The sequence below is a fragment of the Luteimonas sp. Soil_N_1 genome, from assembly GCF_057656255.1.
In genome coordinates this window covers 1-13,889 of record NZ_JBDGKS010000002.1, presented here as the reverse complement: position 1 = coordinate 13,889, position 13,889 = coordinate 1, and the positions used below count along the sequence as shown (strand labels likewise).

The following is a 13,889-nucleotide window of genomic DNA, read 5'->3' as shown; positions in this document are numbered from 1 at the left end:
GCGCGGGGTGTTCAGGCCTCTTGCAGGACAGACAGAACGGAGGATTCCGGCACGTCGCCCAATACCTCGGCGCGCCCCGCACCACGCCAGACGATGAAACGCAGGCCGCCGGCGACCGCCTTCTTGTCCAGTCGCATGTGCGCGAGCAGGCGCTCGGGATCAAGTCCTGCCGGCACGTCCACCGGCAACTGCAGGCGCACCAGCAGATCGCGCAGGCGCTGCGTATCGGCCGCCGGCGCCAGGCCCAGCGCTTCCGACAGCCGCGCGGCCAGCACCATGCCGACCGAGACCGCCTCGCCATGATTGAGCCCGCCGTAGCCCTGCTCGGTCTCGATTGCATGACCGAAGGTGTGGCCGAGGTTGAGCAGGGCGCGCTCGCCATGTTCGAAGGGGTCGCGCGCGACGATCGCCGCCTTGTGCGCGCAGCTGCGGGCGATGGCTTCGGCCAGCGTCGCGTCGTCCATCGCCAGCAGGGCATCGGCGTGGTCATCGAGCCAGTCGAGGAAGTCCGCATCGCCCAGCGCGCCGTACTTCACCACCTCGGCCAGGCCGGCGCGCAGTTCGCGGGCCGGCAGCGTGCGCAGCGCGGCGGTGTCGGCGATCACCGCGCGCGGCGGGTGGAAGGCGCCGACGAGGTTCTTGCCCTGCGGCAGGTCGACCGCGGTCTTGCCGCCGACCGACGAATCCACCATCGCCAGCAGCGTGGTCGGCAGTTGCACGCAATCGATGCCACGCATCCAGCAGGCCGCGGCGAAGCCGGCGAGATCGCCGATCACGCCGCCACCGAGCGCGAACAGCGTCGCGTCGCGGCGCATGCGCGCATCGGCGAGTGCGGTGGTGACTTGCGCGAAATGCGCGAGCGTCTTGGCCGCTTCGCCCGGCGGCAGCACGTGCCGATGGATGCGCAGGTCCGGTCGCGCCGCCTGCAGCGCCGCGGCAACGCGATCGGCGTACAGCGGCGCGACGTGCGCATCGCTGACGAGCATCGCGTCGCGCCCGCGCACGCTGCGCGCCAGCAGCGCGCCGTCGTCGAGCAGGGACGGGCCGATATGGATGGTGTAGGGCGTGTCGCCGGCGACGGCGACCTCTCGGGCACTGGTGGTCATGCGATCCGGATACAGGTGGGGGATACGGCCGGCGCGACGTCTGCGACGCGGCTCATGAAGCGTGTGTCGACGCCACGTCGGCGGCGGCGTCGGAAATGGAGGTCTCGATGCTGCCGGCTGGCGGGTGCCAGTGCGCCTCGACCAGATGGCCGAGCTGGGCGGCAGCTTCGTTGCAGGCATGCGGCCCGGTGTCGAAACGCAGATGCGCGGCGTCGGCGTACAGCGGTGCACGTTCGATGGCGAGCCGCTGCAGGACTTCGGTGCGGTCGTCGCCCGCGAGCAGCGGCCGCGTGCGGTCGCGCGCCAGTCGGGCAAGCTGGGCATCGACATCGGCATGCATGTGCACGACGAAACCCCGGGACCGCAGCAGGGCACGATTGGCGGGATCGAGCACCGCGCCGCCACCGGTCGCGATCACCTGGCCGCTGCCGGCGAGGATTTCGAGCAGCGTCGCCCGCTCGCGCGCGCGGAATCCGGTCTCGCCTTCGCACTCGAAGATCATCGCGATCCGCGCGCCGGTGCGCACCTCGATCTCGTGATCGACATCGACGAAGACCACGCCGAATCGCGCCGCGATGCGACGGCCGATCGAGGACTTGCCGGCGCCCATCGGGCCGACCAGCACGAGGTTGGGGGCGGAGTGCATGTCTGCATGCTAGCAGCGGCGCGCGGCACGTCGACGGTTGCAGTCGCAAGCGTCACCCGTGCGCGCCGCGAGTTGCGTCCGCGGACTCAGTCCTCGAACAGTGGCAGGGGCGCCAGGACTTCGTAGCGCTCGCGCAGGGGTTTGCGCCTGAGGCGGGGGAAGCGGAGCGCCGGCGCGTCGACACGGGAGTCGGGTAGACGGTCAAGCAGGTCGCGGATCAGGGTCAGGCGCCCGCGGCGCTGATCGTTGAAGTCGACGAGCGTCCACGGTGCGTGTGCGGTATGCGTCGCGCGCAGCATGACGTCGCGGGCGCGGGTGTAATCGTCGTAGCGCGTGCGCGCGGCGACATCGACCGGCGACAGCTTCCAGCGCTTGAGCGGGTCGTGCAGGCGCTCGGCGAACCGTGCTTCCTGCTGCGCCTGGTCGCAGCCCAGCCAGTACTTGAACAGCAGGATGCCGTCGTCGACCAGTTGCTGCTCGAATGCCGGGGTCTGGGCCAGGAAGGTGTCGACCTGCGCGGGCGTTGCGTAACCCATCACCGATTCCACGCCGGCGCGGTGGTACCAGCTGCGGTCGAGCAGGGTGATTTCGCCCGCTGACGGCAGGTGGGTGACGTAGCGCTGGAAATACCACTGGCCGGCCTCCCGGTCGCTGGGTTTCGGCAACGCGACGACGCGGCACTGGCGTGGATTGAGGTGCTCGGCAATCGCTTCGATCGCACCGCCCTTGCCGGCGGTGTCGCGGCCTTCGAACAGCACCAGCAGGCGACGGCCGCTGTGCTGCAGCCAGCGCGCAACGGCTGCCAGTTCGATCTGCATCGGGTCCAGAGCGGCCTCGTAGGCCTTGCGCTTGAGCGGTTGCATCGCGGGCTCCTGTGCGGTGGATCGCTAGTCGCGTGACTTGCGCGGTGGCGCCTGCGCCATCGTGCGCGCGACCTCGAGCAGCGCGCCCTGCTGGCGTGTGTTGAGCGCGCGGTAGGCGGCAAGCAGGTCGTGCTCACCCCGGGTGCGCGCGGGGTCGAGCGTGGCGGCGAGAGTCGCCAGCAACGCGCCGGCCGGCACGCCGAACGCACGCGCCAGGGCATCGAGCTGCGCGCTGCCGGGTGTCTTCTCGCCGCGCATCCAGGCAGACACCGTCGCCGCGCCGACGCGTGGAATCGCGGCGGCGATCTCCGCAGCGGTCAGGCCACGCGCCTTGGCGAGCAGGCGCAGCGTCTGGTCAAGTGACATCAGGCTTCTTTCAGGCGCGGACGGATCGTCGCCAGATTGCAGGGCTTGGTGCGCGCGTCGAGCTGATGGCGGACGATCTTCTCCCACGCCGTGCGGCAGGCCGATGTCGAGCCGGGCAGGGCGAACACGAAGGTCGCATTCGCCAGGCCGGCGAAGGCGCGCGACTGCAGCGAGGACGTGCCGATTTCCTCGACCGACACCGCGCGGAACAGTTCGCCGAAGCCCGGCATCTCTTTGTCCAGCAATGGCAGCAGCGCTTCGGGTGTGGAGTCGCGGCCGGTGAAACCGGTGCCGCCGGTGACGAGGATGCCGTCGACCGTGGGATCGGCGATCCACTTCGACACCAGCGCGCGCATCGCGTAGCGGTCATCGGCCAACAGGGCGCGCTCGGCGATCCCGTGGCCTGCGCCGGTCAGGGACTCGACGAGGTAGTCGCCGGAGCTGTCGGTGTCGAGGGTGCGGCTGTCGGAGACCGTCAGCACGCAGATCTGGAGGGGGATGAAATCGGTCTGGCTGCTCATGCGGCGAGGGTACCCCACCGGTGTGGACAGCCGCATGGGGATGCGCAGTCGCTGGCACGCATCGAAACCGCGCGCTTCAGGCCGCGTTGCGACTCACTGCGCGGTCATGCGCGCCAGTTCGTCGGCCTGGTGTTCCTGCGACAGCCGCGCGATCAGGCCGTCGAGACTGCCTTCGAGCACGTTCGGCAGGTCGTACAGGGTGAGACCTTCGATGCGATGGTCGGTGATCCGCCCCTGCGGATAGTTGTAGGTGCGGATGCGCTGGCTGCGGTCGCCGCTGCCGACCTGCAGCTTGCGCACCTCGGCAGTCGCGGCCGCGCGGCGCTCGGCTTCGGCGTCGGCCAGCATCGCGCGCAGGCGCTTCATCGCCTTGTCGCGGTTCGCGTGCTGGCTGCGCTCGGTCTGCGATTCGACGACGACGCCGGTCGGCATGTGGGTGATGCGGATCGCAGAATCGGTCTTGTTGACGTGCTGGCCGCCGGCGCCGGACGAGCGGAAGGTGTCGACCTTGAGGTCGGCCGGATTGAGCTCGATCGGTTCGCCCGCGTCCTCGATCGGAATGATCGCCACGGTCGCGGCCGAGGTGTGGATGCGGCCCTGCGACTCGGTCTCCGGCACCCGCTGCACGCGATGCGTGCCGGATTCGAACTTGAGCCGCGCATAGGCGCCGCTGCCGTCGACCGCGGCGATGACTTCGCGGAAGCCGCCGTGCTCGCCCGTGCTCGCCGATTCCACCTCGACGCGCCAGCCCTGCCGCTCGGCGTAGCGCTGGTACATGCGGAACAGATCGCCGGCGAAGATCGCGGCTTCGTCACCGCCGGTGCCGGCGCGGATCTCGAGATAGAAACCGCCATCGTCGCGCGCGTCGCGCGGCACCAGCAGGGCCAGCAGATCGGCCTCCAATGTTTCCAGGCGCGCATCGGCGGCGGCGATCTCCTCCTCGGCCATCTCGCGCATGTCGGCATCGTCGAGCAGGCTGCGCGCAGCCTCGCGATCCTCGAGCGCGCGGCGCTCGTCGGCCAGCGCGCTCGAAAGCGGTTCGAGCTGGGCAAACTCGCGCGACAGCGCACGGAACCGCGACTGGTCCGCGACGGTCGCAGGATCGGACAGCAGGCGTTCGAGTTCTTCGCGGCGTTCGGCCAGCGCTTCGAGCTTACGGCGCAGGGTCGGCAGCATCGGGTGTCCGGGACTCGGGTTCGGGCGGCAGCAGCGCATCGAGGCTGTCGGCCAGGGTGTCGTCGCCGCGCAGCGCGGCATCGCGCAGCGCGGTGGTCGGCAGATGCAGCAGCCGGTTGGTCAGTGTGTGCGCCAGCAGTTCCAGCACCGCGTCGGGGGACTGGCCGGCGGCGAGTTGCTGGCGGGCGCGGGCGAGCGCTTCACCGCGCACTGCCTCGCCATGCGCACGCAGACGCTTGACCGGCGCGAGACGCCCGCGCGCGGCACTCGACTCGCCGAAGCGGGTGACCTGCAGGTCGATGATCGCGTCGGCATCGGCCGCGGCCTCGCGGCGGCCACGGCGGTTGTCGTCGAGCGTGCGTTCCAGATCGTCGACGGTGTAGAGGAACACGTCGCGCAGTTCGGCCACGTCCGGCGCGATGTCGCGCGGCACCGCCAGATCCATCAACAGCATCGGCCGGTGCTTGCGCGCGCTGAGCGCCGCGGCGACCTGGGCGCGGCCGATGATCGGCGTGCGGCTCGCGGTGGCCGACAGCACGATGTCGGCGAGGAACAGATGCCGGTCCAGTTCGTCGAGCGGCAGCGCGATGCCGCCGTGGCGCGCGGCCAGTTCCTGCGCGTGCGCGTAGGTCCGGTTGGCGATCAGCAGGCGCTTGACGTTGGCTTGCGCGAGATGGCGCGCGGCCAGTTCGATGGTCTCGCCGGCGCCGATCAGCAGCACCGCCGAATCGGCCGGGCGCGCGAACGATTCCTGCGCCAGCCGCACCGCGAGCGAGGCCACTGAGACGGGGCTGTTGCCGATGCGGGTCTCGCTGCGCGCGCGCTTGGCGGTGACGAATGCATGCTGGAACACGCGGTCCAGCTCGCTGCCCAGCGTGCCGGCCGCGCGCGCGCTGGCCCAGGCCTGCTTCACCTGGCCGAGGATCTGCGGCTCGCCGAGCACCAGCGAATCGAGCCCGGTCGCAACGCGGAACAGATGCCGCACCGCGTCGGCATCGCGGTGCCGGTAGAGATAGGCATGCAGCGAACCGCCGACCGCCGCGTCGTCATCGCCAGGATGGGTCGCCAGCCAGTTGGCCAGCGCACTGCCGTCGTCATCGGCGACCGCGTAGAGCTCGGTGCGGTTGCAGGTCGACAGCAGCGCGACCTCGCGCACGCTGGGCAATGCACGCAGCTGCGCCAACGCCGCGCCGAGCGTGTCGCCACCGAACGCGACACGCTCGCGCAGGGCGACCGGCGCGGTCTGGTGGTTGATGCCGAGTGCGAACAGACTCATGGGCTGGCGTGTCCTGGGCGGCGCAATTCCGTTCAGGCGCTTGCGATAAGCTGCGGAAGAAGGCGCCCATTTTACGGCCCGGTTGCCCCAGATGCCCGTTTTCTCTCCGCTTCCCGTTGCGCGGCTCCGCGTCGCGCTGCTCGTCTCCCTGTTCGCACTGTCCGGCGTCGCCCAGGCGCAGCGCGATGGCGGGGGGGGCGATCCGTTGCACCAGGATCTGCTGGGCGCGACGCTGGCCGGCGAGTTCGCGGTCCAGGCCGGCCGCCTCGACGAAGCCGCGGACTGGTATCTCGACGCCGCACGTCTGTCCGGCGACGACGCCGGGCTGGCCGAGCGGGCGACCCGGATTTCTCTGCTCGCCGGCAACGACCGCCGGGCGTCGCAGGCGCTGGACCTGTGGCGCCGCAACGCGCCGGACTCGCTGCCGATGCGCGCGGCCGAAGCCACGCTGTCGCTGCGTGCCGGGCGCGACCGCGTGGCCCGTCGCCAGATCGAGGCCCTGCTGCGCAGTGAAGATCCGGCCGGCTGGCGGCACGCGTTCACCGTGCTCGGCAGTGGTGGCCGGAACCCCGCCCAGGTGGCCCGCCTGCTCGGCCAGATCGTCGACAGCAACGCGATTCCGGAGGTGCTGCAGGCCTGGATGGCCTTTGGCGGACTGGCGCAGCGTCTGGACCGGAGTGATCTCACCGAACGGATCCTCGAGCGCATCGTCGCCCGATTCCCCGGCGATCCGCGGGTGGCCCTGCTGCGCGCCAGCCAGTTGCGTGAATCGGGCCGTGCCGACGAGGCGCGCCAGGCGCTCGTCGCGCTCGGTGACGCCGCGCTGATCGCCCCGGACCTGCGTCTGGCGATCGCCGGCGAGTACGAGGCCCTTGGCGATCTGCGCGATGCCGAACGCACGCTGGCGATGGGACCTCAGGACGGCCGCACCTATGTACTGCGCGCGTCCCTGCTCGCGCGCGAGGAAGACAAGCCCGCGCTGGCCGACCTGTATGGGGAGGTCAAGGCGGTCGCGCTGGCGCCGAACCCGGCGCAGCGGCTGCTGCTCGGCCAGATGGCCGAATATCTGGAGCAGTACGACGAGGCGCTGGAGTGGTACCAGAGCGTGCCCGGCGGTCCCGAGCGTGCGCAGGCGCGCTTGCGCGGTGCGCGTGTCCTGCACGAGCTCGGCCGGCAGGACGATGCCTGGAAGCGGCTGCGCGAGCTGCAGTCCGACGGCACCAGCGACGAGGACATGCGCCGCAACGCGTATCTGCTCGAAGCCGAACTGCGGCAGAACGGTGACGACCCTGCGGAGCTCGAGGTCTACAACCGCGGCCTCGCCGCGATGCCCGACGACCCCGCGGTGCTCTATTCGCGTGCCCTGATGTGGGAGCGACGCGACGACATCCCGCGCGCCGAGGCGGACCTGCGCCGCATCCTCGCCATCGACCCGGAAAACATCGCCGCGCTCAATGCGCTCGGCTACACGCTGGCCGACCGCACCACGCGCTACACCGAGGCGCTGGAACTGATCGACCGCGCACGCGTCGCCGAGCCCGACAACGCCGCGATCATCGACAGCTACGGCTGGGTGCTCTACCGGCTGGGCCGCCACGAGGACGCCCTGGTCGAATTGCGGCGCGCGTTCTCGATGATGAAGGACGCCGAGGTCGCGGCGCATATCGGCGAGGTGCTCTGGGTCATGGGCCGCCACGACGAAGCGCGCAGGTACTTCGACGAGGCGCGCGGCATCGATCCGGACAACCGCTCGCTGATCCGCGCGCTGGAGAAGACCGGCGCATGAAGATCCGGATCGTGTGCGCCGCGGTCGCGGCGTTTGGGCTGGCCGCCTGTACCAGCGTGCCGGTGCGCCCGCCGCTGCAGACCGTCGATCTTGCGCCGGCCGCGCTCGCCGATGCGCAGGCGCGACTCGCTGCCCGCGAAACCGCCGTCCGCGCTCTGCCGCAGCTCGCGTTCAACGGACGCGTCGCGATGTCCAACGGCCGCGATGGCGGCAGTGGTCGCATCGAATGGCAGCAGACGGGTGCCGTGTACCGGGTGACATTGAGTGCACCGGTCACCCGGCAGAGCTGGCAGCTGCAGGGCGGTCCGCACGGCGCGCGTATCGATGGCCTCGATGGAGGGCCGCGTGAGGGTGCCGACGTCGGCCTGCTGCTGCGCGAGGCCACCGGGTTCGAGATGCCCGTGGCGGCGATGGCGGCATGGGCTGCGGGCGCGCGGGCCGATGTTGTGGTGTCCGGTCCGGCCGAGGTGGCGTTCGACGCCGGCGGTCGTCTGGCGCGCGTGCAGCAGGACGGCTGGACCATCGACTATCTGGAATGGCAGCCCGACCCGGCCCCGGGCGATGCGCCGGCGCTCCCGACACGCATCAACGCCCAGCGCGGCGATGCGCGGGTCCGCCTCGTCGTCGACAGCTGGACGCCGGGCGCCGCCGCGGACGCAGCTTCGACGCCATGAGCGATGCGGAGACGCCCGGCGACTGGTCGACGTGGCCGGCGCCGGCCAAGCTGAATCTCTTCCTGCGCATCACCGGCCGTCGCAAGGACGGCTACCACGCGCTGCAGACCGTGTTCCGGATGCTCGACTGGGGCGATACGATCCGGCTTCGGCCGCGCGCCGATGGCCGGATCCGCCGTGTGGGCGATTCGGTGCCGGGGCTCGCCGAGGCCGACGATCTCGTCGTGCGTGCCGCATTTTTGCTGCAAAAAGAAGCGAAAACGCATCAAGGTGTCGATATCGCCGTCGAAAAGCGGATTCCGTCCGGCGCCGGTCTTGGCGGTGGCTCGTCCGATGCGGCCACCGTTCTGCGGGCTCTCGACCGTTTGTGGCGTACGGATCTGGGTGAGGACCGGCTGGCCGCCCTCGGGCTCGCGCTCGGTGCCGATGTGCCGGTTTTCGTGCGCGGCCGTAATGCGTGGGCGGAAGGGGTGGGGGAGTCGCTGGTGCCGATCGACCTGCCGCCGGCCTGGTATCTGCTCGCCGACCCCGGCATCCACGTGAATACCGCGGGCCTGTTCCAGACCCCTGAATTGACGCGAAATGCTGCACCCGCGACAATGGCGGACTTCGTTTCAGGTACGTCGCTCGGGAATGCGTTCGAGCCGGTCCTGCGTCGCCGGGAACCCGCCGTGGAGGCGGTGTTCGAGGTGCTCGCAACGGTCGGGTCGCCTCGTCTGACCGGCACGGGCAGCGGCTGCTTCGTCGAGTTCGCCACGCGCGAATCCGCCGAGGCAGCGCAGGCGCAGGTCGCGTCGCGGCTGTCGTCGCGTGTGGTCGGCGGTGCGGCACGGTCGCCGTTGCTGGATGCGCTCGAAACGGGAGGTTGAGGGCGGTGGCTGGTGGCTGTCGATTCGCATGCCGAGTCGACAGCCACGAATCACCGCTTTTCTAGGGGCGTCGCCAAGTGGTTAAGGCACCGGGTTTTGATCCCGGCATTCGCAGGTTCGAATCCTGCCGCCCCTGATATCCGTGTCGGATCCTGCGTGGTGATCGCCACGTGCCGGTACGGCCACTCCTCCATCCGCTCGGTCAGAGCGACGCGGAACCGCAGACATGAAAGAAGAACGCAATCTCCTGATCTTTTCGGGCAACGCCAACCGCGCGCTGGCCAAGTCCGTGTGCCGCGAGCTGGGCGTGCGACAGGGCCGTGCGCTGGTCTCCACGTTCTCCGACGGCGAAGTGCAGGTCGAGATCGAGGAGACCGTGCGCCGCCAGGACGTGTTCGTCCTGCAGCCCACCAGCGCACCGTCCGCCGAGAACCTGATGGAGCTGCTGGTGCTGATCGACGCGCTCAAGCGTGCGTCGGCTTCCAGTGTCACCGCGGTCATCCCGTACTTCGGCTATTCGCGTCAGGATCGTCGCCTGCGTTCGAGTCGTGTGCCGATCACGGCCAAGGTCGCCGCCAGGATCATCACCGCCGCCGGCGCCGACCGCGTGCTGACGGTCGACCTGCATGCCGACCAGATCCAGGGCTTCTTCGACATCCCCGTGGACAACGTCTACGCCTCGCCGTTGCTGCTGGCCGACATCTGGCGCGCACACGGCACCGACAACATGGTCGTGGTCTCGCCCGACGTCGGTGGCGTGGTCCGCGCCCGCGCGATCGCCAAGCGCCTCGACGATGCGGACCTGGCGATCATCGACAAGCGTCGTCCGCGCGCCAACGTCGCCACGGTGATGAACATCATCGGCGACGTGAACGGCAAGACCTGCGTGCTGGTCGACGACATCGTCGACACCGCCGGCACGCTGTGCGCCGCGGCTGCCGCACTCAAGGCGCAGGGCGCCACCAAGGTCGTCGCCTACTGCACCCATCCGGTGCTGTCGGGCGCGGCGATCGACAACCTCAACAAATCGCAGCTCGACGAGATGGTGGTCACCGACACCATCCCGCTGTCGGAGGCCGCGCGCAATTGCTCGCGCATCCGTCAGCTCAGCGTCGCCGAGCTGCTGGCCGAGACGATCCGCCGGATCGCGTTCGGAGAATCGGTCAGCTCGCTTTACGTCGACTGACCTGCTGCAACGTCTCGTCTGGTCGCGGACGAGACGCTTCACCGCCGCGAGGCGGTTTCAATCCTGAAAAGTGAATACAGAACATGGCTACCACGCATGAAATCAAGGTGCAGCGCCGCGAAGACGAGGGGAAGGGTGCGAGCCGCCGCCTCCGTCTTGCCGGCAACGTGCCTGCCGTCGTCTACGGCGGCGACCTCAAGCCCGTCAGCATCGAGCTGAGCCACAACGATGTCTGGCTCGCCAGCCAGCACGAGTGGTTCTACGCCTCGATCCTCGACCTGAGCCTCAACGGCGACGTCCAGAAGGTGCTGCTGCGTGACATGCAGCGTCATCCCTTCAAACAGCAGATCATGCACCTGGACTTCCAGCGCGTGAACGCGAACGAGACGATCCGCACCGCCGTGCCGCTGCACTTCATCAACGAAGACACCTCGCCGGCCGGCAAGGCTGCCGACGTCGTGATCACGCACGAGCTCAACGAAGTCACCGTGACCTGCCTGCCGGGCGACCTGCCGGAGTTCATCGAGATCGATCTCGGTGCGATGGTCGTCGGCGATATCGTCCACCTCTCGCAGGTCAAGCTGCCGAAGGGCGTCGAGATCCCCGAACTGGCGCTGGGCGCGGACCACGACGTTGCCGTCGTCGTCGCCAAGCACGGCCGCGTGGAAGCCGAGCCGGAAGAGACCGACGAAGCGTCGGCCGATGTCCCGGCCACCAAGGCCGCGAAGGACGACGAGTAATCGTCGCGTGGGCGCGCCTTCGGGCGCGCCCGCGTTGCCGTATCGATGGCAGGACTGCGACTGATCGTCGGGCTGGGCAATCCCGGTCCCGAATATGCACGGACCCGGCACAACGCCGGGTTCCGTTTTGTCGACGCACTCGCCGCAAAGGCGGGGGCGTCGTTCCGGGTCGACAGCAAGCTGTTCGGCGAGACTGCGAAGATCGACATCGCAGGTCAGCCGGTCTGGCTGTTGAAACCGGCCACCTTCATGAATCTCAGCGGCAAGTCGGTCACCGCCGCGCTGCGGTTCTGGAAATTCGAACCCGAACAGGCGCTGCTGGCGCACGACGAACTGGATCTGCCGCCGGGCACCGCGCGGTTGAAGTTCGACGGCGGCCATGGCGGCCAGAACGGGCTCCGCGACACGATGCAACTGCTGGGTCACGGCCGGTTCCACCGGCTGCGCATCGGCATCGGTCACCCGGGCAGCAAGGACAAGGTCACACCCTGGGTGCTGGGGCGTGCGAACGCCGATGACGACATCCTGATCGGACGCGCGGTGGACGATGCGATCGACGTGCTGCCGCTGGCGATGGACGGCAATTTCATGGATGCGATGACGCGGCTGCATACGCAGCGGTAACGCCGTCAGGGCGCGCGTTGGGCGCTGTCAGCGCACCTCCGGCGCGGTCGGTCGCGTCGGTGGCTTCAGCGCCATGACCCGGCTGGCGATAGAATTCCCGCTCTTCCGGACGCCGTATCGCAGCGTTTCCTGCTGCCGCTGGGGCGTTCCACCTTTTCTCTGACGCAGGCGGCGCAGTCGCCCGCTGATCCCCTCACAAGCGGCGCAGCCGCCATCTGACGGATTCCACATGGGCATCAAATGCGGCATCGTCGGCCTGCCGAACGTCGGCAAGTCGACCCTCTTCAATGCGCTGACCAAGGCGGGCATCGCTGCGGCCAACTTCCCGTTCTGCACCATCGAGCCGAACGTCGGCATCGTGCCGGTGCCGGACCTGCGCCTCAATGCGCTGGCGGCGATCGTCAAGCCGCAGAAGGTGCTGCCGACGGCGGTCGAGTTCGTCGACATCGCCGGTCTCGTCGCCGGCGCGGCCAGCGGTGAGGGCCTGGGCAACAAGTTCCTGTCGCACATCCGCGAGGTCGACGCGATCACGCACGTGGTGCGCTGTTTCGAGAATCCGGACGTCATCCACGTCAACAACAAGGTCGACCCGATCGCCGATATCGAGACCATCGATACCGAGCTCGCGCTGGCGGATCTGGATTCCGTCGAGCGCGCGCTGCAGCGTGCCGAGCGTTCGGCCAAGACCGGCGACAAGGACGCGAAGGTCCGCGCCGAAGTGCTGGGTCGCGTGCACAAGGGCCTGGCCGACGGTCAGCCGGTGCGCGCGCTGAAGCTCTCCGACGACGACAACGCGGCCATCCGCGACCTGTTCCTGCTGACCGCCAAGCCCGTGCTGTACATCGCCAACGTGCTCGAGGACGGCTTCGAGAACAATCCGCACCTCGACGCCGTGCGTGCGCGCGCAGTGGGCGAGGGCGCGGAAGTGGTGCCTGTGTCTGCGGCGATCGAGGAAGAGCTGTCGCAGCTCGACGATGCCGACCGCGACGCGTTCCTGACCGATCTGGGCCTCGACGAGCCGGGCCTGAACCGCGTGATCCGCGCGGCCTACGGCCTGCTGACGCTGCAGACCTACTTCACCGCGGGCGTCAAGGAAGTGCGCGCGTGGACGGTCAGGATCGGCGCGACCGCGCCGCAGGCGGCTGCGGTGATCCATACCGATTTTGAGAAGGGCTTCATCCGCGCCGAAGTGGTCGGTTACGACGACTTCATCCGCTACAACGGCGAATCCGCCGCGAAGGAAGCGGGCAAATGGCGTCTGGAAGGCAAGGAGTACATCGTCAAGGACGGTGACGTGATGCATTTCCGCTTCAACGTCTGACCGGTCGTCGGTCCTCGTCGTGTTGTGGAAGGCGCCTGCGGGCGCCTTCCGCGCGGATGGATCGTGGAAAATGCATCGAATCATGCATTCGCCCATGGCGCCGGCGCGCCGGGCCGGTTAAGATGCGCCCCCGTCTGCACAGGCTCTCGCCGGTGCAACGGGTCCGGTGAAATCAGACGCGTTCCAGCGTTGACAGAACCGGGAACTGGCCCCAAAATCGCGGGCTGTTTTCACCGGCAAGACGAAACGCCGGAGGGATACCCAAGCGGCCAACGGGGGCAGACTGTAAATCTGCTGGCTTACGCCTTCGGTGGTTCGAATCCACCTCCCTCCACCATTTCGACGGTGGAACAATTGCAGTGCGACAGGTTGTAATGCGGCAAGCGGGTCCCGGTGCGGGAGTAGTTCAATGGTAGAACCTCAGTTTTCCAAACTGATTACGAGGGTTCGATTCCCTTCTCCCGCTCCATTGAATGTTCCAGGCGGTTCCCGTTTTCACATCGTTGCTCACGTAGCTCAGTCGGTAGAGCACCTCCTTGGTAAGGAGGAGGTCGAAGGTTCGATTCCTTTCGTGAGCACCATCCTCCGCGGCTCCGCACCTCACGCGGGTCCGACGCGGCACGCAATCACCACTTTCACCAGATTCGAGTAGAGCAGCCATGGCAAAGGGTAAGTTCGAGCGCACCAAGCCGCACGTCAACGTCGGCACCATCGGTCACGTCGACCACGGCAAGA

14 protein-coding genes and 4 tRNA genes are annotated in these 13,889 nt (G+C 68.8%); 11 read left to right on the top strand and 7 right to left on the bottom strand.

Annotated features, from left to right (window positions below):
• Positions 1–11: 11 nt before the first annotated feature.
• From aroB to hemA, 7 genes are all read right to left on the bottom strand, one after another.
• Positions 12–1,106, bottom strand: a complete 1,095-nt coding sequence (gene aroB, locus AC3A4E_RS13945) for a 3-dehydroquinate synthase (protein WP_487632098.1) — start codon at positions 1,104–1,106, stop codon at positions 12–14.
• Positions 1,107–1,158: 52 nt separating this feature from the next.
• Positions 1,159–1,752: a shikimate kinase gene (locus tag AC3A4E_RS13940; protein ID WP_487632097.1), complete on the bottom strand. Its 594-nt coding sequence runs from the start codon at positions 1,750–1,752 to the stop codon at positions 1,159–1,161.
• Positions 1,753–1,838: 86 nt separating this feature from the next.
• Positions 1,839–2,615: a polyphosphate kinase 2 gene (ppk2, locus tag AC3A4E_RS13935; RefSeq protein ID WP_487632096.1), complete on the bottom strand. Its 777-nt coding sequence runs from the start codon at positions 2,613–2,615 to the stop codon at positions 1,839–1,841.
• Positions 2,616–2,639: 24 nt separating this feature from the next.
• Positions 2,640–2,981 carry a helix-turn-helix domain-containing protein gene (locus tag AC3A4E_RS13930; RefSeq protein WP_487632095.1) on the bottom strand — a complete coding sequence of 114 codons (342 nt, stop codon included), beginning with the start codon at positions 2,979–2,981 and terminating at the stop codon, positions 2,640–2,642.
• Positions 2,981–3,502 carry a molybdenum cofactor biosynthesis protein B gene (moaB, locus tag AC3A4E_RS13925; protein WP_487632094.1) on the bottom strand — a complete coding sequence of 174 codons (522 nt, stop codon included), beginning with the start codon at positions 3,500–3,502 and terminating at the stop codon, positions 2,981–2,983. Before moaB ends, AC3A4E_RS13930 begins: the two co-directional genes overlap by 1 nt.
• Before the next feature lie 93 nt (positions 3,503–3,595).
• Positions 3,596–4,678: a peptide chain release factor 1 gene (gene prfA / locus AC3A4E_RS13920; protein WP_487632093.1), complete on the bottom strand. Its 1,083-nt coding sequence runs from the start codon at positions 4,676–4,678 to the stop codon at positions 3,596–3,598.
• Positions 4,656–5,954 carry a glutamyl-tRNA reductase gene (gene hemA, locus AC3A4E_RS13915; protein ID WP_487632092.1) on the bottom strand — a complete coding sequence of 433 codons (1,299 nt, stop codon included), beginning with the start codon at positions 5,952–5,954 and terminating at the stop codon, positions 4,656–4,658. Before hemA ends, prfA begins: the two co-directional genes overlap by 23 nt.
• Before the next feature lie 91 nt (positions 5,955–6,045).
• Here hemA and AC3A4E_RS13910 point away from each other — a divergent pair, with 91 nt between their 5' ends.
• The 11 genes from AC3A4E_RS13910 to AC3A4E_RS13860 all read left to right on the top strand — a co-directional run bounded on the left by AC3A4E_RS13910 (position 6,046) and on the right by AC3A4E_RS13860 (position 13,735).
• Positions 6,046–7,740, top strand: a complete 1,695-nt coding sequence (locus AC3A4E_RS13910; RefSeq protein ID WP_487632091.1) for a tetratricopeptide repeat protein — start codon at positions 6,046–6,048, stop codon at positions 7,738–7,740.
• On the top strand, positions 7,737–8,414 hold the full coding sequence (gene lolB, locus AC3A4E_RS13905) for a lipoprotein insertase outer membrane protein LolB (RefSeq protein ID WP_487632090.1): 678 nt from the start codon (positions 7,737–7,739) through the stop codon (positions 8,412–8,414). Before AC3A4E_RS13910 ends, lolB begins: the two co-directional genes overlap by 4 nt.
• Positions 8,411–9,283: a 4-(cytidine 5'-diphospho)-2-C-methyl-D-erythritol kinase gene (ispE, locus tag AC3A4E_RS13900; RefSeq protein ID WP_487632089.1), complete on the top strand. Its 873-nt coding sequence runs from the start codon at positions 8,411–8,413 to the stop codon at positions 9,281–9,283. Before lolB ends, ispE begins: the two co-directional genes overlap by 4 nt.
• Before the next feature lie 63 nt (positions 9,284–9,346).
• A tRNA-Gln gene (locus AC3A4E_RS13895) sits at positions 9,347–9,419 on the top strand.
• A 90-nt stretch (positions 9,420–9,509) separates the two neighbouring features.
• Complete coding sequence (locus tag AC3A4E_RS13890; RefSeq protein WP_487632088.1) at positions 9,510–10,469, top strand: ribose-phosphate diphosphokinase; 960 nt, start codon at positions 9,510–9,512, stop codon at positions 10,467–10,469.
• An 83-nt stretch (positions 10,470–10,552) separates the two neighbouring features.
• Positions 10,553–11,209, top strand: a complete 657-nt coding sequence (locus AC3A4E_RS13885; protein WP_487632087.1) for a 50S ribosomal protein L25/general stress protein Ctc — start codon at positions 10,553–10,555, stop codon at positions 11,207–11,209.
• Positions 11,210–11,254: 45 nt separating this feature from the next.
• Entirely contained in the window at positions 11,255–11,833 is a 579-nt protein-coding gene (gene pth / locus AC3A4E_RS13880) for an aminoacyl-tRNA hydrolase (protein WP_487632086.1), read from the top strand.
• Between the two features lie 229 nt (positions 11,834–12,062).
• On the top strand, positions 12,063–13,154 hold the full coding sequence (ychF, locus tag AC3A4E_RS13875; RefSeq protein WP_487632085.1) for a redox-regulated ATPase YchF: 1,092 nt from the start codon (positions 12,063–12,065) through the stop codon (positions 13,152–13,154).
• A gap of 251 nt (positions 13,155–13,405) precedes the next feature.
• Positions 13,406–13,491: transfer RNA gene (locus AC3A4E_RS13870), tRNA-Tyr, on the top strand.
• A gap of 58 nt (positions 13,492–13,549) precedes the next feature.
• A tRNA-Gly gene (locus tag AC3A4E_RS13865) sits at positions 13,550–13,623 on the top strand.
• A gap of 36 nt (positions 13,624–13,659) precedes the next feature.
• Positions 13,660–13,735, top strand: a tRNA-Thr gene (locus tag AC3A4E_RS13860).
• Positions 13,736–13,889: the final 154 nt, after the last annotated feature.

Coding starts and splice junctions, on each gene's coding strand:
- aroB (WP_487632098.1), bottom strand. CDS start 1,106: ATGACCACCAGTGCCCGAGAGGTCGCCGTCGCCGGCGACACGCCCTAC.
- AC3A4E_RS13940 (WP_487632097.1), bottom strand. CDS start 1,752: ATGCACTCCGCCCCCAACCTCGTGCTGGTCGGCCCGATGGGCGCCGGC.
- ppk2 (WP_487632096.1), bottom strand. CDS start 2,615: ATGCAACCGCTCAAGCGCAAGGCCTACGAGGCCGCTCTGGACCCGATG.
- AC3A4E_RS13930 (WP_487632095.1), bottom strand. CDS start 2,981: ATGTCACTTGACCAGACGCTGCGCCTGCTCGCCAAGGCGCGTGGCCTG.
- moaB (WP_487632094.1), bottom strand. CDS start 3,502: ATGAGCAGCCAGACCGATTTCATCCCCCTCCAGATCTGCGTGCTGACG.
- prfA (WP_487632093.1), bottom strand. CDS start 4,678: ATGCTGCCGACCCTGCGCCGTAAGCTCGAAGCGCTGGCCGAACGCCGC.
- hemA (WP_487632092.1), bottom strand. CDS start 5,954: ATGAGTCTGTTCGCACTCGGCATCAACCACCAGACCGCGCCGGTCGCC.
- AC3A4E_RS13910 (WP_487632091.1), top strand. CDS start 6,046: ATGCCCGTTTTCTCTCCGCTTCCCGTTGCGCGGCTCCGCGTCGCGCTG.
- lolB (WP_487632090.1), top strand. CDS start 7,737: ATGAAGATCCGGATCGTGTGCGCCGCGGTCGCGGCGTTTGGGCTGGCC.
- ispE (WP_487632089.1), top strand. CDS start 8,411: ATGAGCGATGCGGAGACGCCCGGCGACTGGTCGACGTGGCCGGCGCCG.
- AC3A4E_RS13890 (WP_487632088.1), top strand. CDS start 9,510: ATGAAAGAAGAACGCAATCTCCTGATCTTTTCGGGCAACGCCAACCGC.
- AC3A4E_RS13885 (WP_487632087.1), top strand. CDS start 10,553: ATGGCTACCACGCATGAAATCAAGGTGCAGCGCCGCGAAGACGAGGGG.
- pth (WP_487632086.1), top strand. CDS start 11,255: ATGGCAGGACTGCGACTGATCGTCGGGCTGGGCAATCCCGGTCCCGAA.
- ychF (WP_487632085.1), top strand. CDS start 12,063: ATGGGCATCAAATGCGGCATCGTCGGCCTGCCGAACGTCGGCAAGTCG.